Source organism: Pediococcus sp. EKM201D, assembly GCF_011800215.1.
GTDB lineage: Bacteria > Bacillota > Bacilli > Lactobacillales > Lactobacillaceae > Pediococcus > Pediococcus pentosaceus.
This window is the reverse complement of the sequence record NZ_JAALFK010000003.1, coordinates 158,352-181,970: the sequence shown is the minus strand read 5'-3', so window position 1 is coordinate 181,970 and position 23,619 is coordinate 158,352. Positions and strand designations below refer to the sequence as shown.

The window sequence follows — 23,619 nt, the reverse complement described above, 5'->3', positions numbered from 1 at the left end:
ATAGCATAAAGTTCGTATGTTGTGTTTATAAAATGATTTTCGCGAAGTATATTAATGATTTTTACTGAAATGCAAACATTAATAAATAATATGCAGTGAAAAGGTATGGAATAAAAGGAATTATGCTTTTTTTAGTAAAAAATAGTACGGTTGCTCCAAGGGTAGCAGCAATCAAAATAATGAGGGTAGTCAAATGGGCACCAACTAATAAAGTGAAAAATAATAAGATTTCTATATCGCCTTGTCCTATTTTTTGAAAGCAAGCTAGGTGTTCTAAATTATTGAATAATAAAAAGGTTAATATGAGTAAAATAGCGAAGTTTAACCAAGAAAAATTAAATTTGACCAATAAGTAGGCTGGAAAAATTAAAATATGCGTGCTAACTGATTGAACGGCTACATCCTCCACGGCTAGGTAACTGAGGATAAAAAAGCAAATAAAACTAAATGGTGTTGGCGAAGTGGTAGGCACGATCGTTAAAAAGAATAAGGCTGACAATATTTCAAGCATCACGGAGTAGGTAGGAATCGATACGTCGCAAAAAATGCATCGCCCTCGGCAACTCCAATAACTAACAATTGGAATTAAGCAATAATACGGCAGTGGAGTAGAACAGTTTGAACAGTGGGAGGGTGGAAAAATGATGGATTGACCGACTAAACGGCGTTCATAAAGCACTAGAAGAAATGATCCCCAACTGGCACCTAGAATTCCTATAAGTAAATAATAAAATAAGAGCATGTTATTTCTCCTTAACTTAATGATTGGTATTAGATAATATACGAAATAACGCTCCGTTTTTTTGCTTAATTTACTTGCATTCATAAAAATTGCGTGATATTCTATTTAAGGTGCTTTTTGTGGACAGGTTTTCTGCAAATGCAGACATGCTGACTGGAAACGTTAGCCCTGGTACAAGTCTCGGCCGTCTTTTTTTATATCAAAAAAAGAACCGCCTGGATATGTGTACTTAAAGAATACTTATTTATTTTCATATATTGGAAGGAGAAACATCGATGCCTACAATTAACCAATTGGTTCGTAAGGGTCGTCGTTCACAAAGCTCGAAGTCAAAAGCTCCAGCTTTGAACTACGGCTATAACAGCATGAAGAAGTCTCAAGTTAACAACCCAGCTCCTCAAAAACGTGGAGTTGCTACACGTGTTGGTACAATGACACCTAAGAAGCCTAACTCAGCTTTACGTAAGTACGCTCGTGTACGTTTGTCAAACTTGATTGAAGTTACAGCTTATATTCCTGGTATTGGTCACAACCTTCAAGAACATAGTGTTGTCTTGATCCGTGGTGGTCGTGTAAAGGATTTACCTGGTGTTCGTTACCATGTCATTCGTGGTGCGCTTGATACAGCAGGTGTTACTGATCGTAAACAAAGCCGTTCTAAATACGGTACAAAGAAACCTAAGAAGTAAGGAGGTTGTGTATAAATGCCAAGAAAAGGTCCAGCACCAAAACGCGAAGTATTACCAGATCCAATTTATAACTCAAAGCTTGTTACACGTTTAATCAACCGTTTAATGTTAGATGGTAAGCGTGGTAAAGCTTCAAAGATTTTATACAATGCTTTTGATATTATCGAAAAAGAAACTGGTTCAGAACCAACAGGAGTTTTCGAAGAAGCTATGAACAACATCATGCCTGTCCTTGAAGTTAAGGCTCGTCGTGTTGGTGGTTCTAACTACCAAGTTCCAATTGAAGTACGTCCAGATCGTCGTACAACACTTGGTTTACGTTGGTTAGTTAACTACGCTCGTCTCCGTGGTGAACACACAATGCCAGAACGTCTTGCTCGTGAAATTATGGATGCAGCTAACAATACTGGTGCATCTGTTAAGAAACGTGAAGACACACATAAGATGGCTGAAGCCAACCGTGCATTCGCACATTACCGTTGGTAAGATTCAGTCGTTGCAATTAATCATTGCAACCATGATGACTATTATATGGATGCATATAGTAGTCATTTTTTCTAAAAACAGCTATTACTTTGATTTCATTTGGAAGGAGAACCTTTTATATAATGGCTAACAAACGTGAGTTTCCTCTAGAAAGAACTCGTAATATCGGTATCATGGCTCATATTGATGCTGGTAAAACAACAACTACAGAACGTATCTTGTACTATACAGGTAAGATCCACAAGATTGGTGAAACACATGAAGGTGCTTCACAAATGGACTGGATGGCCCAAGAACAAGAACGTGGTATTACAATTACATCTGCTGCAACAACAGCAGCATGGAAGAACCACCGTATCAATATCATCGATACACCAGGACACGTTGATTTCACAATCGAAGTTGAACGTTCACTCCGTGTGCTTGATGGTGCCGTAGCGGTTCTTGATGCTCAAGCTGGTGTTGAACCTCAAACAGAAACTGTTTGGCGTCAAGCTTCAGATTATGATGTTCCACGGATCGTTTTTGCTAACAAGATGGATAAGCTTGGTGCTGATTTTGATTTCTCAGTTCAATCAATCCACGACCGTTTGCAAGCTAACGCTTTGCCAATTCAAATGCCAATCGGTGCTGAAGATGATTTCCAAGGAATTATTGACTTGGTTGAAATGAAGGCTGATTTGTATGACGTTGATGAATTAGGTACAGAATGGGAAACTGTTGATGTTCCTGATGAATACAAAGAAGAAGCTGAAAAGCGTCGTAACGAAATGATTGAACAATTGGCTGATATTGATGAAAACATCATGGAAAAATACCTTGGTGGAGAAGATATCTCAGTTGCTGAAATCAAAGCTGCTATTCGTAAAGGTACTTTAGCTCTTGAATTATTCCCAGTTCTTGCTGGTTCAGCATTTAAGAACAAGGGTGTTCAAATGATGCTTGATGCCGTTGTTGATTACTTACCATCACCATTGGATGTTAAGCCTTATAGTGCTACAGATCCTGAAACAGGCGACCAAGTTGAATTGATTGCTGGTGATGACAAGTCATTCGCTGCTTTAGCATTTAAAGTTGCTACTGACCCATTCGTTGGTCGTTTAACATTTATCCGTGTATACCAAGGTACATTGGAATCAGGATCATATGTTCTTAACGCCACAAAGGGCAAGCGTGAACGTGTTGGTCGTTTGCTACAAATGCATTCTAACCAACGTCAAGAAATCCCAGAAGTATTCTCTGGAGATATCGCTGCTGCTATCGGTCTTAAGAACACTACAACTGGTGATTCATTGACTGATCCAGCACATCCATTACAATTGGAATCAATGGTATTCCCAGATCCAGTTATCGAAGTTGCTGTTGAACCTAAGTCAAAAGCTGACCAAGATAAGATGGATATCGCTCTTCAAAAACTTGCTGAAGAAGATCCTTCATTCCGTGCAGAAACAAACCCTGAAACAGGTGAAACTGTTATTGCCGGAATGGGTGAACTTCACCTTGATATCATTGTTGACCGTATGAAACGTGAATTTAACGTTGAAGCTACAATTGGTGCTCCTCAAGTATCATACCGTGAAGCATTTACTAAGAAGACTTCCGCACAAGGTAAATTTGTACGTCAGTCTGGTGGTAAAGGTCAATATGGTGACGTTTGGGTTGAATTCGAACCAAACGAAGAAGGTAAAGGCTTTGAATTCGAAGATGCCATCGTTGGTGGTGTAGTTCCTCGTGAATACATTCCATCAGTTGAAGAAGGTTTGAGAGAAGCTATGAACAATGGTGTTCTTGCCGGATATCCATTGGTTGATGTTAAGGCTAAACTATATGATGGTAGTTATCATGATGTCGATTCTAGTGAAGCTGCATTTAAGGTGGCTGCATCACTTGCTTTACGTGCTGCTGCTAAGACTGCTGCTCCTGTTATCCTAGAACCAATTATGAAGGTAGAAATCCGTGTTCCTGAAGAATACATGGGTGATATCATGGGACAAGTTACTGCACGTCGTGGACGCGTTGATGGTATGGAAGCAATTGCTGGTGCTGAAGAAATCCATGCATTTGTTCCTCTATCAGAAATGTTCGGTTATGCTACAACACTTCGTTCAGCATCACAAGGTCGTGGTACATTTACTATGACATTTGATCATTACGAAGCTGTTCCAAAATCAATTCAAGAAGAAATTATCAAGAAAAATGGCGGACATGCTGAATAATCTTTAAAATTAAAGAAGTTTTCTTTTTTCAATTATTTAATTGAAGGAGAAAACTTCTTTTTATTTTAAATTTATTTCTCAAAACCCTTGTCATAACGCTGATTATCATGTATTATTATCAAGTACCGTTTTCAAACGAGGGAGCATTATGCTCTCTAAACGGTGGTGTATAAGCATAGCGTTGATGTGAAAGGTTGCGACACACCCGGCCGCTTTGCCACAGGGTGTGGCGGTAATTTTCACGGAGCAAGTCTTATTTTTAAAATAGACGAAGGAGGTAACACAATGGCAAAACAAAAAATTCGTATCCGCCTAAAGGCATACGAACACCGTATCTTAGATCAATCTGCTGACAAGATTGTTGAAACAGCAAAACGTACTGGTGCAACAATTTCGGGTCCAATCCCATTGCCAACAGAACGCACAGTATATACTGTTTTGAGTTCTCCACATAAGTTTAAGAAGGCTCGTGAACAGTTCGAAATGCGTACGCACAAACGATTGATCGATATCGTTAACCCAACACCAAAGACAGTGGATTCATTGATGAAGCTTGACTTGCCAAGTGGTGTAGATATCGAAATCAAACTATAATTTAAAGTATAAACGGAGGTGTACTAATGACCACAAAAGGAATCTTAGGTAAAAAGGTCGGAATGACACAGGTTTTTACTGAAGCTGGAGAATTAATTCCTGTTACAGTAATCGATACAACTCCTAACGTTGTATTACAACTCAAGACAGTTGAAAATGATGGTTATTCATCAGTTCAATTAGGTTTTGACGACAAACGTCAAGTTTTGAGCAACAAACCTGAACAAGGCCACGTAGCAAAAGCAAATACAAATCCTAAGCGCTTCATTCACGAAATCAGAAATGTTGAGCTTGGGGACGTCAAAGTTGGAGACACAATCGCAGCTGACATTTTTGAAGCAGGCGAAATCGTCGACGTAACTGGTACTACTAAGGGACATGGTTTCCAAGGTGTTATCAAAAAAGACGGTCAACGTCGTGGTCCGATGGCGCACGGTTCTCGTTATCACCGTCGTCCTGGTTCACTTGGGGCAGTTATTAACCGCGTATTCCCAGGAAAGAAATTACCAGGTCGCATGGGTAACAAAACAGTAACAATTCAACATCTTGAAATCGTTAAAGCAGATACAGAAAACAACGTATTACTAGTTAAGGGTAATGTACCTGGCGCTAAGAAGTCATACTTAGTTGTTAAAAGTACTGTAAAGAATACTAAATAAGAGAGGAGGACCATATAAATGGCTAACGTATCATTATTCAAACAAGACGGAACTAAAAATGGTGACGTTGAATTAAATGCCGATATTTTCGGTATCGAACCTAACAACGATGTAGTCTTTGAAGCAGTAGTTATGCAACGTGCATCTATGCGTCAAGGTACACACGCAGTAAAGAATCGTAGTGCTGTACGTGGTGGTGGTAGAAAACCATGGCGTCAAAAAGGTACTGGACGTGCTCGTCAAGGTTCAATTCGCTCACCACAATGGCGTGGTGGAGGAATTGTCTTTGGACCAACTCCTCGTTCATATGCATACAGCATTCCTAAGAAAATGCGTCGCTTGGCATTGAAGTCAGTACTTTCACAAAAGGTATTGGATGAAAGCCTTGTAGTCGTTGATGAATTCAAGTTCGAAACTCCAAAGACTAAGGACTTTGCTCAATCATTAGGTAACCTTAATGTTGATAAAAAAGCTCTATTAGTTCTTGAAGAAGATAACGAAAGTGCTGTATTGGCTGCTCGTAATTTATCTAATGTAAAAATCGTTGAACCTGAAGGTATCAATGTTTTAGATATTATGAATAGCGACAAACTTGTCATTACACAAAAGGCTCTTTCTCAAGTAGAGGAGGCTCTAGCATAATGGAATCACGTGATATTATTCTACGCCCTGTTGTTACAGAAGCATCAATGGCGTTAATCGATAACAAACGTTACACATTTGATGTAGATCCACGTGCTACAAAGACTCAAGTTAAAAAAGCTATCGAAGAGATCTTTGAAGTTACAGTTATTAAGATCAACATTATGAATGTTAAAGGTAAGTTGAAGCGCCAAGGCCGTTACGCTGGTTACACAAAGAAGCGTCGTAAGGCAATCGTGCAACTTTCTGCAGATTCAAAAGAAATCCAATTATTTGGTGAAGAATAAATAAATATAGGAGGAAAACAACGTGGGGATTAAGAAATTTAAACCAACTACAAATGCCCGTCGTGGCATGACACAATTGGACTACTCTGAAATCACAAAGAAGAGTCCAGAAAAGTCATTGTTGGAATCTCAAAGCCATACTGCTGGTCGTAATAACTACGGTCGTATGACTGTTCGCCATCGTGGTGGTGGTAACAAACGTCAATACCGTATCATCGACTTTAAGCGTATTAAAGATGATGTACCAGCTACAGTAAAAGCTATTGAATATGATCCAAACCGTACAGCTAACATTGCTTTGCTTGTTTATGCTGATGGTGTTAAGTCATATATCATTGCTCCTAAAGGTTTGAAGGTTGGCGACAAGGTTCAATCTGGATCAGAAGCTGATATCAAAGTAGGTAACGCATTACCACTTAAGGATATTCCTGTTGGTACTGTTATCCACAATATCGAATTAAAACCAGGTAAAGGTGGACAACTTGTTCGTTCAGCTGGTGCTTCAGCACAATTACTTGGTAAAGAAGGTAAGTATGTACTTATCCGTCTTGCTTCTTCTGAAGTTCGTATGGTTCTTGCAACAAACCGTGCAACAATCGGTGCTGTTGGTAATGAAGAACATGAACTAGTTAACGTTGGTAAAGCTGGTCGTACACGTTACGCTGGCCAACGTCCACATGTTCGTGGTTCTGTAATGAACCCTAACGATCATCCACATGGTGGTGGTGAAGGTAAGGCTCCTATCGGTCGTCCATCTCCTCTTTCTCCATGGGGTAAGAAAACAATCGGTAAGAAGACTCGTAACAAACATAACAAGTCAAACAAATTTATCGTTCGTGGTCGTAAGCGCGGTCGCTTAGGTAACATCTAGAACAGTTTTCGAAGGAGGTCAAATTAATGGGTCGTAGTTTAAAAAAGGGACCATTCGCTGATGAACATCTTCTAAAGAAGGTCGATGCACAAAAAGATCAAGACAAGAAGCCAGTAATCAAGACATGGTCACGTCGTTCAACAATTTTTCCAAGTTTCATCGGATGCACAATCGCTGTATACGATGGTAGAAAACATGTTCCAGTTTATATCCAAGATGATATGGTTGGTCATAAGCTTGGCGAATTTGTTCCAACTCGCACATTCCGTGGTCACGGTGGCGACGACAAAAAGACATCTGGAAAGTAAGGAGGATGAATCATGGCTGAACAAGTAACATCTGCACAGGCAACTGCAAAGACTGTTCGTATTGCCGCTCGTAAGATTCGTCTCGTAGTCGATCTTATCAGAGGTAAAAGTGTCGCTGAAGCTTTTGCAATTTTAAAATTTACACCACGTAGTGCTTCACCTGTTGTTGAAAAGGTTTTGAAGTCTGCAGTGGCGAATGCTGAAAACAACTTTGATTTGGATCGTGAAGATTTGGTAATTAGCAAAGTCTTTGTTAACGAAGGACCAACGTTAAAACGTTTCCGTCCACGTGCTAAGGGTTCTGCATCACCAATTAACAAACGTACAAGTCATATTACAGTTGTAGTATCAGAAAAACAGGAGGGATAACGCGTGGGTCAAAAAGTAAATCCTAATGGATTCCGTGTTGGTGTCATTCGTGATTGGCAAGCTAAATGGTATGCTGATAAAGACTTTTCAAAGTTCTTAGCCGAAGATATCAAGATTCGTGAATTTATCGCAAAGCAACTTACTGATGCTTCTGTATCTACTGTTGAAATTGAACGTGCAGCAAATCGTGTTAACATTTCAATTCACACTGCTAAACCAGGTATGGTTATCGGTAAAGGTGGATCAGAAGTTGAAAAGTTGCGTAATCAACTAAATCAATTAACTGGCAAACGTGTTCACATCAACATTGTCGAAATCAAGAAACCTGATCTCGAAGCAAAACTTGTTGGTGAAAACATCGCTGCTCAACTAGAAGGACGTGTTGCATTCCGTCGTGCTATGAAGCAAGCAATGCAACGCTCAATGCGCTCAGGTGCTAAAGGTATTAAAACACAAGTTGCAGGTCGTTTAAACGGTGCTGACATGTCTCGTGTAGAACGCTACTCAGAAGGAAAGGTTCCTCTTCACACACTTCGTGCTGACGTGGACTACGCTTGGGTTGAAGCTCGTACTACATACGGACAACTTGGTGTTAAGACATGGATCTACCGTGGCGAAATTTTACCTGAAGTAAAGGACGCTAAGAAAAACTCTAAAGAACAAGGAGGGAAATAAGCATGTTAGTACCTAAGAGAGTAAAGCATCGTCGCGAACATCGTGGTCGTATGCGTGGTGCTGCTAAAGGTGGCAAAACAGTTGCTTTTGGTGAATATGGTTTACAAGCATTAACTTCATCATGGATTACTAACCGCCAAATCGAAGCTGCTCGTGTGGCTATGACACGTTATATGAAACGTGGCGGTAAAGTTTGGATTAAGATTTTCCCTCATAAGTCATACACATCTAAAGGTGTGGGTGTTCGTATGGGTAATGGTAAAGGTACTCCAGAAGGCTGGGTTGCACCAGTAAAACGCGAAAAGGTTATGTTTGAAGTTGCAGGTGTTCCTGAAGAAGTTGCTCGCGAAGCTCTACGTTTGGCAGCAATGAAACTTCCTGTTAAGACAAAGATTATCGAACGCGAGGAAGTAGGTGGCGAATCAGATGAAGGCTAAAGAAATTAATGAATTAACCACTGACGAAATGATCAATAAGGAAAAAGAGTATAAGGACGAGTTATTCAACCTACGTTTCCAATTGGCTACAGGTCAACTTGAAAACACTGCTCGCCTTAAAGCTGTTCGTAAGAACATTGCTCGAATCAAAACTGCTCTACGTCAACAAGAATTAAACAAGTAAAAGAATACGAAGGGAGGACTTAATCAATGAGTGAAGAACGTAACGCACGAAAGGTTTACCAAGGACGCGTAGTTTCTGACAAGATGGATAAGACTATCACAGTCCAAATCGATACTTACAAGACACATCCTGTTTACGGTAAGCGTGTAAAGTACTCAAAGAAATATAAGGCACATGATGAAAACAACGCTGCTAAGATGGGCGATATCGTAACAATTATGGAAACAAGACCTTTGTCTGCTACAAAGAGATTCCGTTTGCTTGATATCGTTGAAAAAGCGGTTATTATCTAGCTCATGTTTCGTATTCTGATACAAAATTGAAGGGAGGACACTAACTGTGATCCAACAAGAGAGTCGTTTGAAAGTTGCTGACAATTCTGGAGCACGTGAACTGTTGGTTATTAAAGTATTGGGTGGTTCCCGTGTTAAATTTGGTTACATTGGTGACATTATCGTTGCTACTGTTAAACAAGCAACACCAGGTGGCGTTGTCAAAAAAGGTGACGTTGTAAAAGCTGTTGTTGTTCGTACAAAACAAGGTGCACACCGTGCTGATGGTTCATACATCAAATTTGACGAAAATGCTGCAGTATTAATTAAAGATGATAAGAGCCCTCAAGGAACTCGTATCTTTGGCCCAGTTGCACGTGAATTACGTGACAAGGACTACATGAAGATCGTTTCTTTGGCTCCTGAAGTATTGTAATCAACCATCATAACGAAGGAGGTGCGCCATTAATGTTCGTAAAAGTTGGCGACAAAGTTCGCGTAATTAGCGGAAAAGACAAAGGCAAGGAAGGTACTATTAAACAAACCCTTGCTAAAAAGAACCGTGTTGTTGTTGAAGGCCTTAACATGATTAAAAAACATCAAAAGCCTAACAATGCAAATCCTCAAGGTGGAATTCTTGATGTTGAAGCACCTATGGATGTTTCAAATGTAATGCTTATCGATCCATCTACAAATGAACCAACACGTGTTGGCTTCAAAACTGTTGATGGTAAGAAAGTACGAGTATCAAAAAAATCTGGCGAGAGTATCGACAAATAATCTAAGCGAAGGGAGGAAATAATATTCATGGCAAATCGTTTAAAAGAAAAATTCGTTAACGAAATCACACCTGATTTGGTTAAAAAGTTTGACTATACATCAGTTATGCAAGTACCAAAGATTGAAAAGATCGTTTTGAATATGGGTGTCGGTGATGCAGTTACTAACTCTAAGAACTTAGATGAAGCAGTTGCTGAATTGGAACTTATTTCAGGTCAAAAGCCACTTGTTACAAAGGCTAAAAAGTCAATCGCTGGATTCCGTCTTCGTGAAGGTATGTCAATTGGTGCTAAGGTTACATTACGTGGTGAAAGAATGTATGACTTCTTAGATAAGTTAGTTAACGTTTCATTACCTCGTGTTCGTGACTTCCGTGGTGTAAGTAGCAAGGCCTTTGATGGTCGTGGTAACTACACATTAGGTGTACGCGAACAATTGATTTTCCCAGAAATCGATTTTGATAATGTTAACCGTGTTCGTGGTTTAGATATTGTTATCGTTACAACTGCAAACACAGATGAAGAATCACGTGAACTATTGGCACAATTCGGAATGCCATTTGAAAAGTAAGCGAAGGGAGCAAACAAATTGGCTAAAAAATCATTAGTTGTAAAGAGTGAACGTCCTGCTAAGTTCTCGACACAAACATACACACGTTGCGAACGTTGTGGCCGTCCACACTCTGTATACCGTAAATTCCATTTATGCCGTATTTGCCTTCGTGAATTAGCTCATGAAGGACAAATTCCTGGTATGAAGAAAGCTAGTTGGTAAAAAAAGAAATCAGAGTCAAAGGAGGGTAATACTGAATGTCTATGACAGATCCTATTGCAGACTTTCTTACTCGTATTCGTAACGCGAACATGGTTCGCCACGAATCTTTAGAAGTACCTGCATCAAAAATCAAAAAAGATATGGCCGAAATTCTTAAGAACGAAGGTTTTATCAAGGATGTTGAATATATTGAAGATGACAAGCAAGGCATCATTCGTGTATTCCTAAAATATGGAAAGAACAACGAACGAGTTATCTCTGGTTTGAAACGTATTTCAAAACCTGGATTGCGTTCATATGTTAAATCTGACGAAGTTCCTAAGGTGTTGAATGGTTTAGGTATCGCAATCATTTCAACTTCTGAAGGTGTCATCACAGATAAAGAAGCACGTGCTAAGAAAATCGGTGGAGAAGTATTAGCTTACATCTGGTAATTTTTAGATAAGGAGGTGCCGTTCAATGAGCCGTATCGGTAGAAAACCAGTTGAAATTCCAGCTGGTGTTGAAATTAAACAAGACGGAAACGTCGTAACTGTTAAAGGACCTAAGGGTGAATTAACACGTACAATGAGCTCAGATATTACAATGTCCGTTGACGGAAACGTTGTATCATTTGATCGTCCAAACGACAATAACAAAATGCGTGCATTACATGGTACTACACGCGCTAACTTCAACAACATGGTTGAAGGTGTTGTAAATGGTTTTGAAAAGAAACTTGAACTAATTGGTGTTGGTTACCGTGCACAACTTAAAGGTAAGACATTAATCTTAAACTTAGGTTATTCAAACCCAGTTGAAATGGAAACTCCTGAAGACCTTAAGGTTGAAGTTCCTGACAACACACACATTAATATCAGTGGTATCAGCAAACAACGTGTTGGTGATTTAGCTGCTGAAATCCGTGCCGTACGTTCACCAGAACCATATAAAGGTAAAGGTGTTCGTTACGTTGGTGAATATGTTCGCCGTAAAGAAGGTAAAACAGGTAAATAATCACGCAGCTTGATATAATTAGCTGAGATTCAAAAAATATGAGGTGAAAATTTTGATTTCTAAACCAGATAAGAACAAAAAACGTCAACGTCGTCATGCACGCGTTCGTTCAAAAATCTCTGGTACTGCAGAGTGCCCACGCTTAAATGTATACCGTTCTAACAAAAACATCTACGCTCAAGTAATTGATGACGTAGCGGGTGTAACGCTAGTTAGTGCCTCAACATTAGATAGCGAAATTTCAGGTGGCTCAAAGACTGAATTAGCATCACAAGTTGGTGCTTTAGTTGCTAAGAGAGCTGTTGAAAAGAAAATTGAAAATGTCGTTTTTGATCGTGGTGGATACATCTATCATGGTCGCGTTCAAGCTTTAGCTGAAGCTGCTCGCGAAAACGGACTTAAATTTTAAGGATAGGAGGGAAATACGTACATGTCTAAATTTATCGATCCAGAAAAATTGGAAATTGAAGATCGCGTAGTTGCCATCAACCGTGTTACAAAGGTTGTTAAAGGTGGACGTCGTCTTCGTTTTGCTGCTTTAGTCGTTGTTGGTGACAAGAACGGTCATGTAGGTTTTGGTACTGGTAAAGCTCAAGAAGTTCCAGAAGCTATCCGTAAAGCGGTTGAAACTGCACGTAAGAGTTTGATTGAAGTTCCTATTGTTGGAACAACTCTCCCTCACGAAGCCGTCGGTGTTTACGGTGGTGGACGAATTCTGATGAAGCCAGCTCTTGAAGGTTCTGGAGTAGCTGCTGGTGGTGCTGTTCGTGCCGTTATGGAATTAGCAGGTATCGATGATGTTACAAGTAAGCGTTTGGGTTCAAACACTGCTGTTAACGTTGTTCGTGCTACTTTCGAAGGTCTTAAGAGCATGCGTAATGCAGAAGAAGTTGCTGCCCTTCGTGGGGTTTCAGTCGATCATTTAGCTGAATAAGGAGGATATTCTGATGTCACAATTAAAAGTTACATTAATTAAAAGTGCTGCACATCGCCTCCCAAAACAAAGAACAATTGTTAAGGAATTAGGTCTTGGCCGAGTAAATAGCTCTGTAGTCCTACCTAACAATGAGGCAACTCGTGGAGCTATTTTCCACATTGCACATTTAATTGAAGTTGAAGAAGTAAAATAATTTTTGTAAGATTGGAGGTTTCCTTGCATGAAGTTGAATGAATTAATGCCTAGCGAAGGTTCACGCACTAACCGTAAACGTATTGGTCGTGGTACTTCTAGTGGTACAGGTAAGACTGCTGGTCGTGGTCAAAAGGGTCAAAAGGCACGTGGTAAAGTTCGTTTAGGTTTTGAAGGTGGACAAATGCCTCTTTACCGTCGAATTCCAAAACGTGGATTCACAAACATCAACCGTAAAGAATTTGCTATTGTAAACCTTGATGCTCTTAACGTTTTTGATGAAGGTGCTGAAGTAACACCAGAATCATTGCTTAAAGCTGGTATCATTAGTAAACAACTTAGCGGTGTTAAGGTTCTTGGTAATGGAGAAATTACTAAGAAGCTTACTGTTAAAGCTAACAAATTCTCTGAAAGTGCTGTAAAAGCAATCGAAGCTGCTGGTGGTAAAACCGAGGTGATTTAATGCTGACGACTGTCAAAAATGCTTTAAAAGTGAAGGATATTAGAAATAAGATTCTGTTCACACTCGGTATTTTGATTGTATTTCGTTTAGGATCATATATCACTGTTCCTGGTGTTAATGCGAAAGCATTGGAAAGCATGTCTTCATCAGGATTAGTTGGAATTTTGAATACGTTCAGTGGTGGTGGATTAACGAATTACTCCATTTTCGCAATGGGGGTTTCGCCATATATCACAGCACAAATTATTGTACAATTGCTACAAATGGATATCGTTCCTAAATTTGTGGAATGGAGTAAGCAAGGTGAGGTTGGTCGTCGAAAGCTTAATCAAGCTACGAGATGGTTAACAATCGTCCTTGCTTTTGCTCAATCAATCGGAATTACAGCTGGTTTTAATTATTTAAGTCAGATGAATTTGGTTGAATCACCAAGTGTCCAAACCTTTCTAACGATTGGTTTAATTCTTACGGCCGGAACTATGTTAACTACCTGGTTAGGTGACATGATTACGGAACGTGGGATTGGACAAGGAGTATCAATGATTATCTTTGCAGGTATCATTGCTCGTACACCAGTTGGGATTCAGCAAATTTACACTGAGCAGTTTGTTAATACTGCGAAAAGCGAATGGACGCAAAGTTTTATTATTGTTGGAGCAATTATCCTTGCAGTTTTAGCCATTGTAATTTTTGTTACATGGGTACAACAAGCAAGTCGTAAAATTCCAATTCAATATACAAGAAGAGCTTCTGGCGCTTCTGATAGTAGTTATTTACCTCTTAAGGTTAACGTAGCTGGTGTTATTCCAGTTATCTTTGCTAGTTCTTTTATTTCTACACCGCAAACCATTTTAATGGCTTTTGCATCATCACATTCTGATGATACTTGGTACACTGTTTTAAACGATGTATTCAATATGCAAACCACTAAAGGTGCCATCTTATATACTGTGTTAATTGTATTGTTTACGTTCTTCTATGCTTTTGTTCAGGTTAACCCTGAAAAACTAGCTGAAAATTTACAAAAACAAGGCAGTTATATTCCAGGAGTTTGGCCGGGAAAGAAAACCCAAGATTATATGTCAGGTCTTTTAATTAGACTTAGTGTAGTTGGGGCATTATTCCTTGGCTTGGTTGCCTTAATTCCATTGCTTGCTTCAAACATTTTTGGTTTGGACGAATCAATTGGTTTAGGTGGAACAAGTCTTTTGATTGTTGTTGGTGTAGCAATCGAGTTGGCAAATCAACTTGAAGGGTTAATGATGAAACGAGAATACGTTGGATTCATTCGAAAATAATTCGTTAGTTTAACAATGAAGGAGAATTTCAAATGAGTAAATTAAACCTCGTTTTGATGGGTCTTCCAGGTGCTGGTAAAGGTACACAGGCTCAGAGAATTATTGAGGATTTCAAAATTCCACATATTTCAACTGGTGACATTTTCCGTGAAGCTATGAAAAATGAAACCGAAATGGGTGTGGAAGCAAAGAAGTTCATTGATAAGGGTGAACTTGCTCCCGATAGTGTAACTAACGGGATCGTCGAAGATCGTCTTGCAATGGACGATGTCAACGATGGTTTTATGCTTGATGGTTTTCCTAGAAATATCGATCAAGCTAAGGCGCTAGATGAAATGACATCTCGTTTAAACAAACCACTTACAGCAGTGATTAACATTCATGTTGATCCTGAAGTTTTGGTTGAAAGACTATCTGGCAGATTTATTTGTAAAAATTGTGGAGCTACTTATCATAAGCTTTACAATCCACCAAAGGTTGAAGGAACTTGTGATGTTTGCGGACATCACGAATTCTTCCAACGTGAGGACGACAAGCCAGAAACTGTAAAAAATCGCATTGCTGTTAATACTAAACTTAACACTCCGTTGATTTCTTACTATGAAGAAAAGCATCTCCTTTACAACATTAATGGCGATCAGGATATCAACGATGTTTATTCTGAAGTCAAAAAAGTATTAGAGGCTCTCTAATTTCGTGCTTGTTGGTACTATAGATAACGTTCATTGTTTGCAAATAGTTTTTTCGTATGGTAAGCTAATTCAGGTTTAGCTTCGAAATACATATTTTGAGGCTTTTTGTTGGTTATTACTATTAGAAAAGTTAATGGGAGGCACAAATTTAGTGGCTAAAGATAATGTCATTGAAATTGAGGGCACAGTTAAAGAAACTATGCCTAATGCGATGTTCAAAGTAGAGCTTGAAAATGGTCATGAAATTCTTGCTCATGTTTCGGGAAAGATTCGCATGCACTATATCAAAATTCTACCTGGCGATAAGGTTACGGTTGAAATGTCACCGTACGACTTGTCCAAAGGTCGCATTACCTATCGTTTCAAATAAGTTTTATTCGTTTAGGAGGATTTATTCATGAAGGTACGTCCATCAGTTAAGACAATGTGTGAACATTGCAAAATCATTAGACGTAAAGGGCGCGTTATGGTAATTTGCTCAGCAAATCCTAAGCACAAACAGCGTCAAGGAAAATAATATTATACTTGGAGGTGAAATTTAATGGCCCGTATTGCAGGTGTTGATTTACCACGTGACAAGCGAATTGTCATTGGTTTGACATATATTTTCGGTATTGGTAACACTACCGCTCAAAAAATCTTAAAGGACGCAGAAGTATCAGAAGATATCCGCGTTCGTGATTTAACAGCCGATCAAGAAGACAAGATCCGTGCAGAAGTAGATAACTATCTAGTTGAAGGTGATCTTCGTCGTACAGTTAGTCTCAATATCAAGCGTCTCCAAGAAATCGGTTCATACCGTGGTATGCGTCATCGTCGTGGGTTGCCAGTTCGTGGACAACATACGAAGAATAACGCTCGGACACGTAAAGGTAAGAAAGTTTCTATCGCAGGTAGAAAAAAATAATTAAAGGAGGCTAACTTTTTATGGCAACGAAAAAGAATACTCGCAAACGTCGAGTAAAAAAGAATATTGAATCTGGAGTAGCACATATCCATTCAACATTCAACAATACTCTTGTTATGATTACAGATCCCCAAGGTAACGCAGTTGCTTGGTCATCTGCTGGTGCTCTTGGATTTAAGGGTAGTCGTAAGTCTACACCTTTTGCCGCACAAATGGCATCAGAAGCTGCTGCTAAAGCAGCTATGGAACATGGTATGAAGAATGTTGAAGTTGCTGTTAAGGGACCTGGTTCAGGTCGTGAAGCTGCTATTCGTGCACTACAAGCTACTGGGCTTGAAGTAAGTGCAATTCGTGATGTTACACCAGTTCCTCATAATGGATCTCGTCCTCCAAAGCGCCGTCGTGTATAGAGTTCGGTTCTGTTTGAGGGCAAACTTTATAATGCATTCAAAATCGAAATGCAGACTGCGTTTTGAAAGGGGTAAAAATTAGAATGATCGAATTTGAGAAGCCAAAAATTCATAAAATTGACGAAAATGACAATTATGGCCGATTTGTTATTGAACCCTTAGAACGGGGATATGGTACAACGCTTGGTAATTCACTTCGTCGTATCCTATTATCATCATTGCCAGGAGCAGCTATTACTAGCGTTCAAATTGATAGTGTTTTACATGAATTCTCAACCATTGAAGGTGTTGTAGAAGACGTAACACAAATTATTTTGAATCTTAAGAAGGTTTCGTTGAAGATTGAATCTGATGAAGATAAAACATTAGAAATCAATGTTGCGGGACCTGCTAATGTAACTGCTGGCGATATTATGGGAGACGGTGACGTAGTGATTCTTAATCCTGAGTTACCAATCTGTACTGTAGCTGAAGGTACTACATTCCATGCAGTACTCACTGCTGACACTGGCCGTGGATATACATCTGCGGACGAAAACAAGGCTCGAAAGGTTGATATGCCAATCGGTGTATTACCAATCGATTCTATTTATACCCCAATTGAACGTGTTAATTATCAAGTTGAAAATACTCGTGTTGGTCAACGAGACGACTATGATAAACTTACGCTCGATATTTGGACTGATGGTTCTATCACTCCTAGTGAGGCAACAAGTTTATCTGCTAAAATTTTAACAGAACACCTTGCAATCTTTGTTAACCTTAATGATCAGGCTAAAGAGACTGAAATTATGGTTGAAAAAGAAGAAACTCACAAGGAAAAAATGCTTGAAATGACAATTGAAGAATTAGATCTTTCGGTCCGTTCATACAATTGCTTAAAACGAGCAGGTATTAACAGTGTTCAAGAATTAACTGACCGCACTGATGCTCAAATGATGAAAGTTCGTAATCTTGGACGTAAGTCATTGGTTGAAATCCAAGAGAAACTTAGTTTATTGGGCTTAGGTTTCCGTTCAGAAGACTAATCATAAGGAGGGTTCCCATAGATGAGTTATCGTAAATTAGGTCGTACAAGCTCCCAACGTAAAGCGTTGCTTCGCGATCTCACAACAGAATTAATTGTTAACGAAAAGATCGTTACTACTGAAGCACGCGCTAAGGAAGTTCGTTCTACTACTGAAAAAATGATCACATTGGGTAAACGTGGCGACTTGCATGCACGTCGTCAAGCTGCAGCATTCGTTCGTAATGTTGTTGCTGATGTTACTGAAGATGGTGAGGACGTAAAAGTTTCTTCAGCACTTCAAAAATTGTTTGCTGATTTAGCTCCACGTTATGCTGATCGTAAAGGTGGATATACTCGTATCTACAAGACGATGCCACGCCGTGGAGACGGTGCCCCAATGGTTGTTTTAGAATTAGTTGATTAATTAATTTAAAACGATTTTAATAATAACAAAATCTATCACTTAAGATAATGGTAGGGTGTTACGATGTTGGAGAAATCCTAGTCTAGCCCACGGCGAGTTTTTAACTTGCTATCATTATCTTCAGTGATTTTTTTTGTATAGAATGATAGAATTAAGTCCATATTGTTTAGGGAGATAAGAGACTTTGAATAACATTATTGACGTAAAAAATCTTACATACAAATATGCAAATAGTGGTGACAAAAAAGCACTTGATAATGTTTCGCTCTCTATTGAAAAGGGCAGTTGGACTTCAATTGTTGGGCATAATGGGAGTGGGAAGAGTACCTTAGCACGTTCAATTGATGGATTGATGTCATATAACGAGGGTGTAATTAATGTAGATGGAATTATTTTATCCGATGATACAGTTTGGGACATTCGTAAGAAAATTGGTATGATTTTCCAAAATCCTGACAATCAATTTGTTGGAGCAACGGTCGAAGATGATGTCGCATTTGGCTTAGAAAATTTAGGCATTGAAACTGACAAGATGCATAAGATTGTCAATAATGTCTTAAAAAAAGTTCGAATGGAAGATTTTAAAGAGAGACAACCTGACCAATTATCTGGTGGACAAAAGCAACGAGTAGCTATCGCTGGGGTATTAGCTTCAAAACCTGAAATCATTATCTTAGACGAAGCTACAAGCATGCTTGACCCTCAAGGACGCTATGAAATAATTAATTTAATTAATGAAATTCACCAGGAAAATGATATTACGGTCATTTCTATAACGCACGATGTAAGTGAGGCTATGCTATCAGATCATGTCATTGTCTTAAATGATGGTAAAATCGTCGAATCTGGTGCTCCTAAAAAAGTATTTAATGATGATGAAATGTTAAAGTTAACCGGCTTAGAAAAACCATTTAATGCACATTTATTTGATGCCTTAGTCGAACAAGGAATTCATCCTCCAGTAGAATTACGAATGGATGAAAATGATTTGGAGGAATGGCTATGTCAATTGCTTTTGAAAGCGTAGATTTTGTTTACCAAGCGCATACTCCGTTTGAAAATCTATCTTTAAGAAACATTAATTTAACGATTCCTGATGGATCATATACTGCTATTATTGGTCATACGGGAAGTGGCAAGTCGACGCTGATTCAACATGTTAATGGACTCTTACGACCAACCAAGGGCTTGGTCAATGTCGATGGACAAATAATTAATGCTAATACTAAAAATAAACAATTAGTTTCCTTACGCCAACATGTAGGGATTGTTTTTCAATTTCCTGAAAGCCAACTTTTTGCTGAAACGGTAGTTGATGATGTTAAGTTTGGGCCATTGAACTTTGGAGTATCAGATACAGAAGCTACGAATCGAGCCAAAGATGCATTACAAAAAGTTAAGCTACCAGAAGAATTTTGGCAGAAGTCACCGTTTGAACTTTCTGGTGGACAAATGCGAAGAGTAGCAATTGCAGGTGTGTTGGCAACTAATCCTAAAATCCTTATTTTAGATGAACCGACCGCTGGATTAGACCCTCAAGGAAGATTTGAAATGATGGAACTTTTTAATGAATTACATCATAAAGAGCAACTTACCATTCTATTAGTAACCCATCAAATGGATGATGTGGCAAATTATGCAGATAATGTCATTGTGATGGATGGAGGACAGATTGTTAAGAATGGTGCTCCGGTTGAAGTTTTTCGAGACACTAAGTGGCTAATAAAACATCAACTAGGATTACCTAAAGCAGCAAATTTTGCCAGTAAGTTAGCTGATAGGGGAGTTAAATTTGATAAAATGCCACTTGATATTAGTGATCTAGTACATCAGATTGTTAATGTCAAAGATAGGAGGCCAAGTCATGAATAAAATTCTATTTGGTCGTTATGTCCCCGGCACCTCATTTGTACATCGAATGGATCCGCGCGCTAAATTGATTTTGAGTTTGATCTATATTGTGGCTGTTTTTATGGCTAATTCATGGTCAGCATATGCGGTTAGTTTTATAATTGCTTTGACTATCATTGCTTCATCAGGAATAGCTCCTAAATTCTTCTGGGACGGCGTTAAACCATTAATTGGAGTAATTCTATTAACCGTTGTGATTCAGGTCTTCTTCGGCGTCGGAGGACACGTCTATTGGCATTGGGGAATATTATCTATCACGAGTGATGGTCTGTTAAATGCTGTTTACATTGCAATCCGATTTGTCCTGATTATTCTGGTATCAACGGTATTAACTTTATCAACATCACCACTAGAGATATCAGGAGCAATCGAGTCACTTTTTATGCCACTTAAAAAGATTCATTTTCCTGTTTATGAAATGGCGTTAATGCTATCAATTGCATTAAGATTTGTTCCAACATTAATAGACGAGACAGAAAAAATCTTGAATGCCCAACGCTCAAGAGGAGCTAATTTTAGTTCGGGATCAATTATGGCCAGATTAAAAAAGTTAGTTACAATATTGATTCCTCTTTTTGAAAGTGCGTTTAATCGGGCTGAAGAATTAGCTACAGCGATGGAATCTCGTGGCTACCAGGGCGGCGAAGGCCGCAGTAAGTATCGAGTTTTAAATTATACAAAAAATGACATAATAGGTACGATATTCATGATGGTTTCTGTAGCATTGATTATGGTACTCAGAAATTGGAGTTAGTAATGCGATATAAAATAATATTAGCTTATGACGGGACTAATTTTGCAGGTTTTCAAATGCAACCTAATCAGCGAACTGTGGAAGGGGTCTTAAAAAGAATAGTTAATAAAATAGCTAAAAATCCAACCCCGGAAATTTCAGTTTATGGATCAGGACGTACAGATGCTGGAGTACATGCTTTAGGACAAGTGGTTCATTTTGATTTATCCATTGAAATGTCAGAACGTAGCATGCTACACGCATTAAATAGTCAATTACCATTAGATATGCAAGTAAAAAAGGTTGAAATAGTTGATGAAACATTTCATGCGCGTTTTACCACACATGGTAAAAAGTATCAGTATCGAATGGCTTTGGGACAATTCGTAGACCCGTTTAAAAGAAATTATACAGGCCATTGGAAATTCCCCATTAATATTGGGTTAATCCAAAAAGCGATTAAAGATTTAGAAGGTACTCATGATTTTTCGAGTTTTGTTGCATCAGGGAGTACCGTAAAAGATCATGTTCGAACCATTTATGAAGCTAAAGTATGGGAAGATAAAAAACAAAATGAAATCGTGTTTGAATTTTATGGCAATGGCTTCTTATACAACATGGTTCGAATTATGGTGGCAGTTTTAGTTGAAATAGGTAGTAAACGTCGTCCAGCAGATGATATACCACGTCTCTTTGAAGTTAAGGACCGAAATCAGGCCCGGGGGACAGCACCTGCTAGCGGGCTATATTTAAAAGAAGTAGATTATTAGATTTTTGATTGACTTTAATAGGGACTGTTAATATAATGGAAGTTGGTATTGTTTACCTCCACAAAATAAGCCCCGGAAACTTATTAAAGTTGAGTTAAACAAAACAGAAATTGGAGGAAATTCAAGTGCGTACAACATATTTGGCTAAACCAGGTGAAGTAGAACGTAAATGGTACATCGTTGATGCTACAGACATTCCTTTGGGACGTCTTTCAACAGTAGTTGCATCTATTTTGCGTGGTAAGAACAAACCAACATTCACTCCTAATGTGGATACAGGTGACTTCGTTATCGTTATCAATGCTGAAAAAATTAAATTAACTGGTCGTAAGGCTACTGGTAAGATTTACTATCACCATACATTACATCCAGGTGGTATTAAGTCTAAGACTGCTGGTGAAATGCGTGAAAAGACACCTGAACGTTTGATTGAAACATCAATTAAGGGTATGCTTCCACACAACACTCTTGGTCGTAAGCAAGCTTTGAAGTTGCATGTTTATGCAGGTTCAGAACATAACCAACAAGCTCAAAATCCAGAAAAGCTTGACATCACGAACTTAATTTAAGGAGGAATTGAATTTTGGCTGAAGCACAATATCGCGGCACTGGCCGTCGTAAAAACTCCGTTGCTCGTGTACGTCTTGTACCGGGAACCGGTAAAATCACAGTAAATGATCGTCCAATCGAAGAATACATTCCATTTGCAAACTTACGTCAAGTAGTTGTACAACCATTTGGTGTAACTGAAACAAACGGTAACTATGACGTTATTGCTAACGTTAATGGTGGTGGATTCTCAGGACAATCTGGAGCTATCCGTCATGGTATCGCTCGTGCACTTTTGGATGTTGATCCTGATTTCCGTGCACCTTTGAAGAAAGCTGGTCTTCTTACACGTGACCCTCGTATGAAGGAACGTAAGAAATACGGTCTTAAGAAAGCTCGTAAGGCAGCTCAATTCTCAAAACGTTAATATTTATATTTTCGTTCAAAACACTTTCCTTTGGGAGAGTGTTTTTTTGTTTAAGATGTAATCTAAGAAATATCAAATATTTTATTTAGTAGTTTATTCTAAAATTTAGTGATTGCTAATTTTGAAATTATAGTAAAAAGGATTGATCTCTATTGTAATATAGAGGTCAATCCTTTTTTTAGATATATCATATGATAGCAGTATAAATTTCATTGTCATTTTAAAACTCTTACTTTCTCACCGAGCGCAATTTCAAATGAAATATAATTAAGCTTGCTTGACGTTTTCTAGTAACATTATAATTAAAGTTCACAGGATATAACGGGCATTATGAGCTTTATAATAGTAATGTAAATTTGTTTAATTTTTAGTACAATAACCCCCATGAATCGATGCACAACGATCCGTGGGGGTTATTAATTGCAGTGATAAAAGAAGTATATACGTTAATTCGAGATGGGGAAGTAAGCTGGGGTACTTACTTTTTAATAACTTCGGACAGTATCACTGCAATTGTATTTTTATATTTTTTAAGGGGTATTGATATAGGATTATACCAGAGATTGATCTATGACAAACTTTTTTTAAAGACCTACTATTCTTCGAAAAATAAACTTAAAGGAACATTGTATTGTTTATGAATTAATTTGATTTCAGAAATTTTAAACTCACTTGAACCATTTAATTTTCGATTTAAGGTCGTGCGACTGATACCGAGGTAATTTGCCACGTCTTCTTGTTTTATTTGCTTAGCTTTTAGGTGTTTTAATACTCCTTGCGAAGCTTGGGCATCGTCATTCATATATTTCACCATCCTATTATATTTTTATATACTCCTTATAGAGATTCCTCCCATGGAATTATAATACTTAAGGGTATCCTTTTCAATATTTGTTATGCTTTAATTAAAATGTGT

The 23,619-nt window shown here is 38.5% G+C and carries 40 protein-coding genes; 38 read left to right on the top strand and 2 right to left on the bottom strand.

Going from position 1 to position 23,619, the window contains the following annotated elements; genetic code table 11:
- Positions 1–61 precede the first annotated feature (61 nt).
- A complete protein-coding gene (locus tag HFC68_RS05915; protein ID WP_041526972.1) occupies positions 62–742 on the bottom strand; it encodes an A24 family peptidase in 681 nt (226 codons plus the stop codon).
- Positions 743–1,017: 275 nt separating this feature from the next.
- Between HFC68_RS05915 and rpsL the strand changes: the two genes are divergently transcribed.
- The 38 genes from rpsL to rpsI all read left to right on the top strand — a co-directional run bounded on the left by rpsL (position 1,018) and on the right by rpsI (position 22,703).
- Positions 1,018–1,431: a 30S ribosomal protein S12 gene (rpsL, locus tag HFC68_RS05910; protein ID WP_002832281.1), complete on the top strand. Its 414-nt coding sequence runs from the start codon at positions 1,018–1,020 to the stop codon at positions 1,429–1,431.
- A 15-nt stretch (positions 1,432–1,446) separates the two neighbouring features.
- Positions 1,447–1,917: a 30S ribosomal protein S7 gene (gene rpsG, locus HFC68_RS05905; RefSeq protein WP_002833326.1), complete on the top strand. Its 471-nt coding sequence runs from the start codon at positions 1,447–1,449 to the stop codon at positions 1,915–1,917.
- 122 nt (positions 1,918–2,039) lie between these two features.
- Positions 2,040–4,133, top strand: a complete 2,094-nt coding sequence (gene fusA / locus HFC68_RS05900; RefSeq protein WP_002833327.1) for an elongation factor G — start codon at positions 2,040–2,042, stop codon at positions 4,131–4,133.
- Between the two features lie 285 nt (positions 4,134–4,418).
- Complete coding sequence (gene rpsJ, locus HFC68_RS05895; RefSeq protein ID WP_002832277.1) at positions 4,419–4,727, top strand: 30S ribosomal protein S10; 309 nt, start codon at positions 4,419–4,421, stop codon at positions 4,725–4,727.
- Between the two features lie 26 nt (positions 4,728–4,753).
- Complete coding sequence (gene rplC / locus HFC68_RS05890) at positions 4,754–5,386, top strand: 50S ribosomal protein L3 (RefSeq protein WP_002833328.1); 633 nt, start codon at positions 4,754–4,756, stop codon at positions 5,384–5,386.
- Between the two features lie 18 nt (positions 5,387–5,404).
- Positions 5,405–6,028 (top strand): 50S ribosomal protein L4, encoded by a 624-nt coding sequence (rplD, locus tag HFC68_RS05885; protein WP_002833329.1) that lies wholly within the window; start codon positions 5,405–5,407, stop codon positions 6,026–6,028.
- Positions 6,028–6,315, top strand: coding sequence for a 50S ribosomal protein L23 (gene rplW / locus HFC68_RS05880; protein ID WP_011673656.1), 288 nt, complete (start codon positions 6,028–6,030; stop codon positions 6,313–6,315). The genes rplD and rplW overlap by 1 nt, the downstream gene beginning before the upstream one ends.
- A 22-nt stretch (positions 6,316–6,337) precedes the next feature.
- Entirely contained in the window at positions 6,338–7,186 is an 849-nt protein-coding gene (gene rplB / locus HFC68_RS05875) for a 50S ribosomal protein L2 (RefSeq protein WP_002833331.1), read from the top strand.
- A 26-nt stretch (positions 7,187–7,212) separates the two neighbouring features.
- Positions 7,213–7,494, top strand: coding sequence for a 30S ribosomal protein S19 (gene rpsS, locus HFC68_RS05870; RefSeq protein ID WP_002833332.1), 282 nt, complete (start codon positions 7,213–7,215; stop codon positions 7,492–7,494).
- Between the two features lie 12 nt (positions 7,495–7,506).
- Positions 7,507–7,863, top strand: a complete 357-nt coding sequence (gene rplV / locus HFC68_RS05865; RefSeq protein ID WP_002833333.1) for a 50S ribosomal protein L22 — start codon at positions 7,507–7,509, stop codon at positions 7,861–7,863.
- 3 nt (positions 7,864–7,866) lie between these two features.
- Positions 7,867–8,538 (top strand): 30S ribosomal protein S3, encoded by a 672-nt coding sequence (gene rpsC, locus HFC68_RS05860; RefSeq protein WP_002833334.1) that lies wholly within the window; start codon positions 7,867–7,869, stop codon positions 8,536–8,538.
- 2 nt (positions 8,539–8,540) lie between these two features.
- A complete protein-coding gene (gene rplP, locus HFC68_RS05855) occupies positions 8,541–8,975 on the top strand; it encodes a 50S ribosomal protein L16 (RefSeq protein ID WP_002833335.1) in 435 nt (144 codons plus the stop codon).
- Complete coding sequence (rpmC, locus tag HFC68_RS05850) at positions 8,965–9,159, top strand: 50S ribosomal protein L29 (RefSeq protein ID WP_002832266.1); 195 nt, start codon at positions 8,965–8,967, stop codon at positions 9,157–9,159. Before rplP ends, rpmC begins: the two co-directional genes overlap by 11 nt.
- A gap of 26 nt (positions 9,160–9,185) precedes the next feature.
- The gene (gene rpsQ / locus HFC68_RS05845; protein ID WP_002833336.1) at positions 9,186–9,452 is read left to right on the top strand and encodes a 30S ribosomal protein S17; all 267 of its coding nucleotides are present in this window, start codon (positions 9,186–9,188) and stop codon (positions 9,450–9,452) included.
- Between the two features lie 46 nt (positions 9,453–9,498).
- Positions 9,499–9,867: a 50S ribosomal protein L14 gene (rplN, locus tag HFC68_RS05840; protein ID WP_002833337.1), complete on the top strand. Its 369-nt coding sequence runs from the start codon at positions 9,499–9,501 to the stop codon at positions 9,865–9,867.
- 32 nt (positions 9,868–9,899) lie between these two features.
- Entirely contained in the window at positions 9,900–10,211 is a 312-nt protein-coding gene (gene rplX / locus HFC68_RS05835) for a 50S ribosomal protein L24 (RefSeq protein ID WP_002833338.1), read from the top strand.
- A 27-nt stretch (positions 10,212–10,238) separates the two neighbouring features.
- On the top strand, positions 10,239–10,781 hold the full coding sequence (gene rplE, locus HFC68_RS05830) for a 50S ribosomal protein L5 (protein WP_002833339.1): 543 nt from the start codon (positions 10,239–10,241) through the stop codon (positions 10,779–10,781).
- A gap of 18 nt (positions 10,782–10,799) precedes the next feature.
- Complete coding sequence (locus HFC68_RS05825; RefSeq protein WP_011673655.1) at positions 10,800–10,985, top strand: type Z 30S ribosomal protein S14; 186 nt, start codon at positions 10,800–10,802, stop codon at positions 10,983–10,985.
- A gap of 35 nt (positions 10,986–11,020) precedes the next feature.
- Entirely contained in the window at positions 11,021–11,419 is a 399-nt protein-coding gene (rpsH, locus tag HFC68_RS05820) for a 30S ribosomal protein S8 (RefSeq protein WP_011673654.1), read from the top strand.
- Between the two features lie 25 nt (positions 11,420–11,444).
- On the top strand, positions 11,445–11,981 hold the full coding sequence (gene rplF, locus HFC68_RS05815; RefSeq protein ID WP_002833341.1) for a 50S ribosomal protein L6: 537 nt from the start codon (positions 11,445–11,447) through the stop codon (positions 11,979–11,981).
- Positions 11,982–12,024: 43 nt separating this feature from the next.
- On the top strand, positions 12,025–12,390 hold the full coding sequence (rplR, locus tag HFC68_RS05810; protein WP_029258104.1) for a 50S ribosomal protein L18: 366 nt from the start codon (positions 12,025–12,027) through the stop codon (positions 12,388–12,390).
- Between the two features lie 21 nt (positions 12,391–12,411).
- Positions 12,412–12,915, top strand: coding sequence for a 30S ribosomal protein S5 (rpsE, locus tag HFC68_RS05805; RefSeq protein ID WP_002833344.1), 504 nt, complete (start codon positions 12,412–12,414; stop codon positions 12,913–12,915).
- Positions 12,916–12,928: 13 nt separating this feature from the next.
- Entirely contained in the window at positions 12,929–13,111 is a 183-nt protein-coding gene (gene rpmD / locus HFC68_RS05800) for a 50S ribosomal protein L30 (protein ID WP_002833345.1), read from the top strand.
- A gap of 27 nt (positions 13,112–13,138) precedes the next feature.
- Positions 13,139–13,573, top strand: a complete 435-nt coding sequence (gene rplO, locus HFC68_RS05795; protein WP_002833346.1) for a 50S ribosomal protein L15 — start codon at positions 13,139–13,141, stop codon at positions 13,571–13,573.
- Positions 13,573–14,871 (top strand): preprotein translocase subunit SecY, encoded by a 1,299-nt coding sequence (gene secY / locus HFC68_RS05790; RefSeq protein WP_002833347.1) that lies wholly within the window; start codon positions 13,573–13,575, stop codon positions 14,869–14,871. The genes rplO and secY overlap by 1 nt, the downstream gene beginning before the upstream one ends.
- A gap of 32 nt (positions 14,872–14,903) precedes the next feature.
- Positions 14,904–15,563, top strand: a complete 660-nt coding sequence (locus HFC68_RS05785) for an adenylate kinase (RefSeq protein ID WP_167399721.1) — start codon at positions 14,904–14,906, stop codon at positions 15,561–15,563.
- Positions 15,564–15,714: 151 nt separating this feature from the next.
- Positions 15,715–15,933, top strand: coding sequence for a translation initiation factor IF-1 (gene infA / locus HFC68_RS05780; RefSeq protein ID WP_002833349.1), 219 nt, complete (start codon positions 15,715–15,717; stop codon positions 15,931–15,933).
- A gap of 27 nt (positions 15,934–15,960) precedes the next feature.
- A complete protein-coding gene (gene rpmJ, locus HFC68_RS05775; protein ID WP_011673652.1) occupies positions 15,961–16,080 on the top strand; it encodes a 50S ribosomal protein L36 in 120 nt (39 codons plus the stop codon).
- A gap of 24 nt (positions 16,081–16,104) precedes the next feature.
- The gene (gene rpsM / locus HFC68_RS05770) at positions 16,105–16,470 is read left to right on the top strand and encodes a 30S ribosomal protein S13 (RefSeq protein WP_002833350.1); all 366 of its coding nucleotides are present in this window, start codon (positions 16,105–16,107) and stop codon (positions 16,468–16,470) included.
- 20 nt (positions 16,471–16,490) lie between these two features.
- Entirely contained in the window at positions 16,491–16,880 is a 390-nt protein-coding gene (gene rpsK, locus HFC68_RS05765) for a 30S ribosomal protein S11 (RefSeq protein ID WP_002833351.1), read from the top strand.
- An 83-nt stretch (positions 16,881–16,963) separates the two neighbouring features.
- Positions 16,964–17,908, top strand: coding sequence for a DNA-directed RNA polymerase subunit alpha (locus tag HFC68_RS05760; protein ID WP_002833352.1), 945 nt, complete (start codon positions 16,964–16,966; stop codon positions 17,906–17,908).
- A 21-nt stretch (positions 17,909–17,929) separates the two neighbouring features.
- Complete coding sequence (gene rplQ / locus HFC68_RS05755) at positions 17,930–18,313, top strand: 50S ribosomal protein L17 (protein WP_002833353.1); 384 nt, start codon at positions 17,930–17,932, stop codon at positions 18,311–18,313.
- Positions 18,314–18,497: 184 nt separating this feature from the next.
- On the top strand, positions 18,498–19,340 hold the full coding sequence (locus HFC68_RS05750) for an energy-coupling factor transporter ATPase (RefSeq protein ID WP_002833354.1): 843 nt from the start codon (positions 18,498–18,500) through the stop codon (positions 19,338–19,340).
- On the top strand, positions 19,316–20,185 hold the full coding sequence (locus tag HFC68_RS05745; protein ID WP_023440647.1) for an energy-coupling factor ABC transporter ATP-binding protein: 870 nt from the start codon (positions 19,316–19,318) through the stop codon (positions 20,183–20,185). The genes HFC68_RS05750 and HFC68_RS05745 overlap by 25 nt, the downstream gene beginning before the upstream one ends.
- On the top strand, positions 20,178–20,978 hold the full coding sequence (locus HFC68_RS05740) for an energy-coupling factor transporter transmembrane protein EcfT (RefSeq protein WP_011673650.1): 801 nt from the start codon (positions 20,178–20,180) through the stop codon (positions 20,976–20,978). Before HFC68_RS05745 ends, HFC68_RS05740 begins: the two co-directional genes overlap by 8 nt.
- A 2-nt stretch (positions 20,979–20,980) precedes the next feature.
- A complete protein-coding gene (gene truA / locus HFC68_RS05735; RefSeq protein ID WP_011673649.1) occupies positions 20,981–21,727 on the top strand; it encodes a tRNA pseudouridine(38-40) synthase TruA in 747 nt (248 codons plus the stop codon).
- A gap of 125 nt (positions 21,728–21,852) precedes the next feature.
- On the top strand, positions 21,853–22,296 hold the full coding sequence (gene rplM, locus HFC68_RS05730; RefSeq protein ID WP_002833358.1) for a 50S ribosomal protein L13: 444 nt from the start codon (positions 21,853–21,855) through the stop codon (positions 22,294–22,296).
- Between the two features lie 14 nt (positions 22,297–22,310).
- Complete coding sequence (rpsI, locus tag HFC68_RS05725; protein WP_002833359.1) at positions 22,311–22,703, top strand: 30S ribosomal protein S9; 393 nt, start codon at positions 22,311–22,313, stop codon at positions 22,701–22,703.
- A gap of 595 nt (positions 22,704–23,298) precedes the next feature.
- Here rpsI and HFC68_RS05720 read toward each other — a convergent pair.
- Positions 23,299–23,505: a helix-turn-helix domain-containing protein gene (locus HFC68_RS05720; protein WP_011673648.1), complete on the bottom strand. Its 207-nt coding sequence runs from the start codon at positions 23,503–23,505 to the stop codon at positions 23,299–23,301.
- Positions 23,506–23,619 lie beyond the last annotated feature (114 nt).

Excerpts from the sequence above, each read along its gene's own strand:
- rplO (WP_002833346.1), top strand. The coding sequence starts at position 13,139 with ATGAAGTTGAATGAATTAATGCCTAGCGAAGGTTCACGCACTAACCGT.
- rpsQ (WP_002833336.1), top strand. The coding sequence starts at position 9,186 with ATGAGTGAAGAACGTAACGCACGAAAGGTTTACCAAGGACGCGTAGTT.
- HFC68_RS05745 (WP_023440647.1), top strand. The coding sequence starts at position 19,316 with ATGTCAATTGCTTTTGAAAGCGTAGATTTTGTTTACCAAGCGCATACT.
- secY (WP_002833347.1), top strand. The coding sequence starts at position 13,573 with ATGCTGACGACTGTCAAAAATGCTTTAAAAGTGAAGGATATTAGAAAT.
- rpsS (WP_002833332.1), top strand. The coding sequence starts at position 7,213 with ATGGGTCGTAGTTTAAAAAAGGGACCATTCGCTGATGAACATCTTCTA.
- truA (WP_011673649.1), top strand. The coding sequence starts at position 20,981 with ATGCGATATAAAATAATATTAGCTTATGACGGGACTAATTTTGCAGGT.
- rplD (WP_002833329.1), top strand. The coding sequence starts at position 5,405 with ATGGCTAACGTATCATTATTCAAACAAGACGGAACTAAAAATGGTGAC.
- rpsG (WP_002833326.1), top strand. The coding sequence starts at position 1,447 with ATGCCAAGAAAAGGTCCAGCACCAAAACGCGAAGTATTACCAGATCCA.
- HFC68_RS05785 (WP_167399721.1), top strand. The coding sequence starts at position 14,904 with ATGAGTAAATTAAACCTCGTTTTGATGGGTCTTCCAGGTGCTGGTAAA.
- rplW (WP_011673656.1), top strand. The coding sequence starts at position 6,028 with ATGGAATCACGTGATATTATTCTACGCCCTGTTGTTACAGAAGCATCA.
- rpsH (WP_011673654.1), top strand. The coding sequence starts at position 11,021 with ATGTCTATGACAGATCCTATTGCAGACTTTCTTACTCGTATTCGTAAC.
- rplE (WP_002833339.1), top strand. The coding sequence starts at position 10,239 with ATGGCAAATCGTTTAAAAGAAAAATTCGTTAACGAAATCACACCTGAT.
- HFC68_RS05915 (WP_041526972.1), bottom strand. The coding sequence starts at position 742 with ATGCTCTTATTTTATTATTTACTTATAGGAATTCTAGGTGCCAGTTGG.
- HFC68_RS05760 (WP_002833352.1), top strand. The coding sequence starts at position 16,964 with ATGATCGAATTTGAGAAGCCAAAAATTCATAAAATTGACGAAAATGAC.
- rplF (WP_002833341.1), top strand. The coding sequence starts at position 11,445 with ATGAGCCGTATCGGTAGAAAACCAGTTGAAATTCCAGCTGGTGTTGAA.
- rpsK (WP_002833351.1), top strand. The coding sequence starts at position 16,491 with ATGGCAACGAAAAAGAATACTCGCAAACGTCGAGTAAAAAAGAATATT.
- rplV (WP_002833333.1), top strand. The coding sequence starts at position 7,507 with ATGGCTGAACAAGTAACATCTGCACAGGCAACTGCAAAGACTGTTCGT.
- rpmC (WP_002832266.1), top strand. The coding sequence starts at position 8,965 with ATGAAGGCTAAAGAAATTAATGAATTAACCACTGACGAAATGATCAAT.
- HFC68_RS05720 (WP_011673648.1), bottom strand. The coding sequence starts at position 23,505 with ATGAATGACGATGCCCAAGCTTCGCAAGGAGTATTAAAACACCTAAAA.
- rpsM (WP_002833350.1), top strand. The coding sequence starts at position 16,105 with ATGGCCCGTATTGCAGGTGTTGATTTACCACGTGACAAGCGAATTGTC.
- rplQ (WP_002833353.1), top strand. The coding sequence starts at position 17,930 with ATGAGTTATCGTAAATTAGGTCGTACAAGCTCCCAACGTAAAGCGTTG.
- rplC (WP_002833328.1), top strand. The coding sequence starts at position 4,754 with ATGACCACAAAAGGAATCTTAGGTAAAAAGGTCGGAATGACACAGGTT.
- rplP (WP_002833335.1), top strand. The coding sequence starts at position 8,541 with ATGTTAGTACCTAAGAGAGTAAAGCATCGTCGCGAACATCGTGGTCGT.
- HFC68_RS05740 (WP_011673650.1), top strand. The coding sequence starts at position 20,178 with ATGAATAAAATTCTATTTGGTCGTTATGTCCCCGGCACCTCATTTGTA.
- rpsE (WP_002833344.1), top strand. The coding sequence starts at position 12,412 with ATGTCTAAATTTATCGATCCAGAAAAATTGGAAATTGAAGATCGCGTA.
- rpmD (WP_002833345.1), top strand. The coding sequence starts at position 12,929 with ATGTCACAATTAAAAGTTACATTAATTAAAAGTGCTGCACATCGCCTC.
- fusA (WP_002833327.1), top strand. The coding sequence starts at position 2,040 with ATGGCTAACAAACGTGAGTTTCCTCTAGAAAGAACTCGTAATATCGGT.
- rpsL (WP_002832281.1), top strand. The coding sequence starts at position 1,018 with ATGCCTACAATTAACCAATTGGTTCGTAAGGGTCGTCGTTCACAAAGC.
- rpsJ (WP_002832277.1), top strand. The coding sequence starts at position 4,419 with ATGGCAAAACAAAAAATTCGTATCCGCCTAAAGGCATACGAACACCGT.
- rpmJ (WP_011673652.1), top strand. The coding sequence starts at position 15,961 with ATGAAGGTACGTCCATCAGTTAAGACAATGTGTGAACATTGCAAAATC.
- rplX (WP_002833338.1), top strand. The coding sequence starts at position 9,900 with ATGTTCGTAAAAGTTGGCGACAAAGTTCGCGTAATTAGCGGAAAAGAC.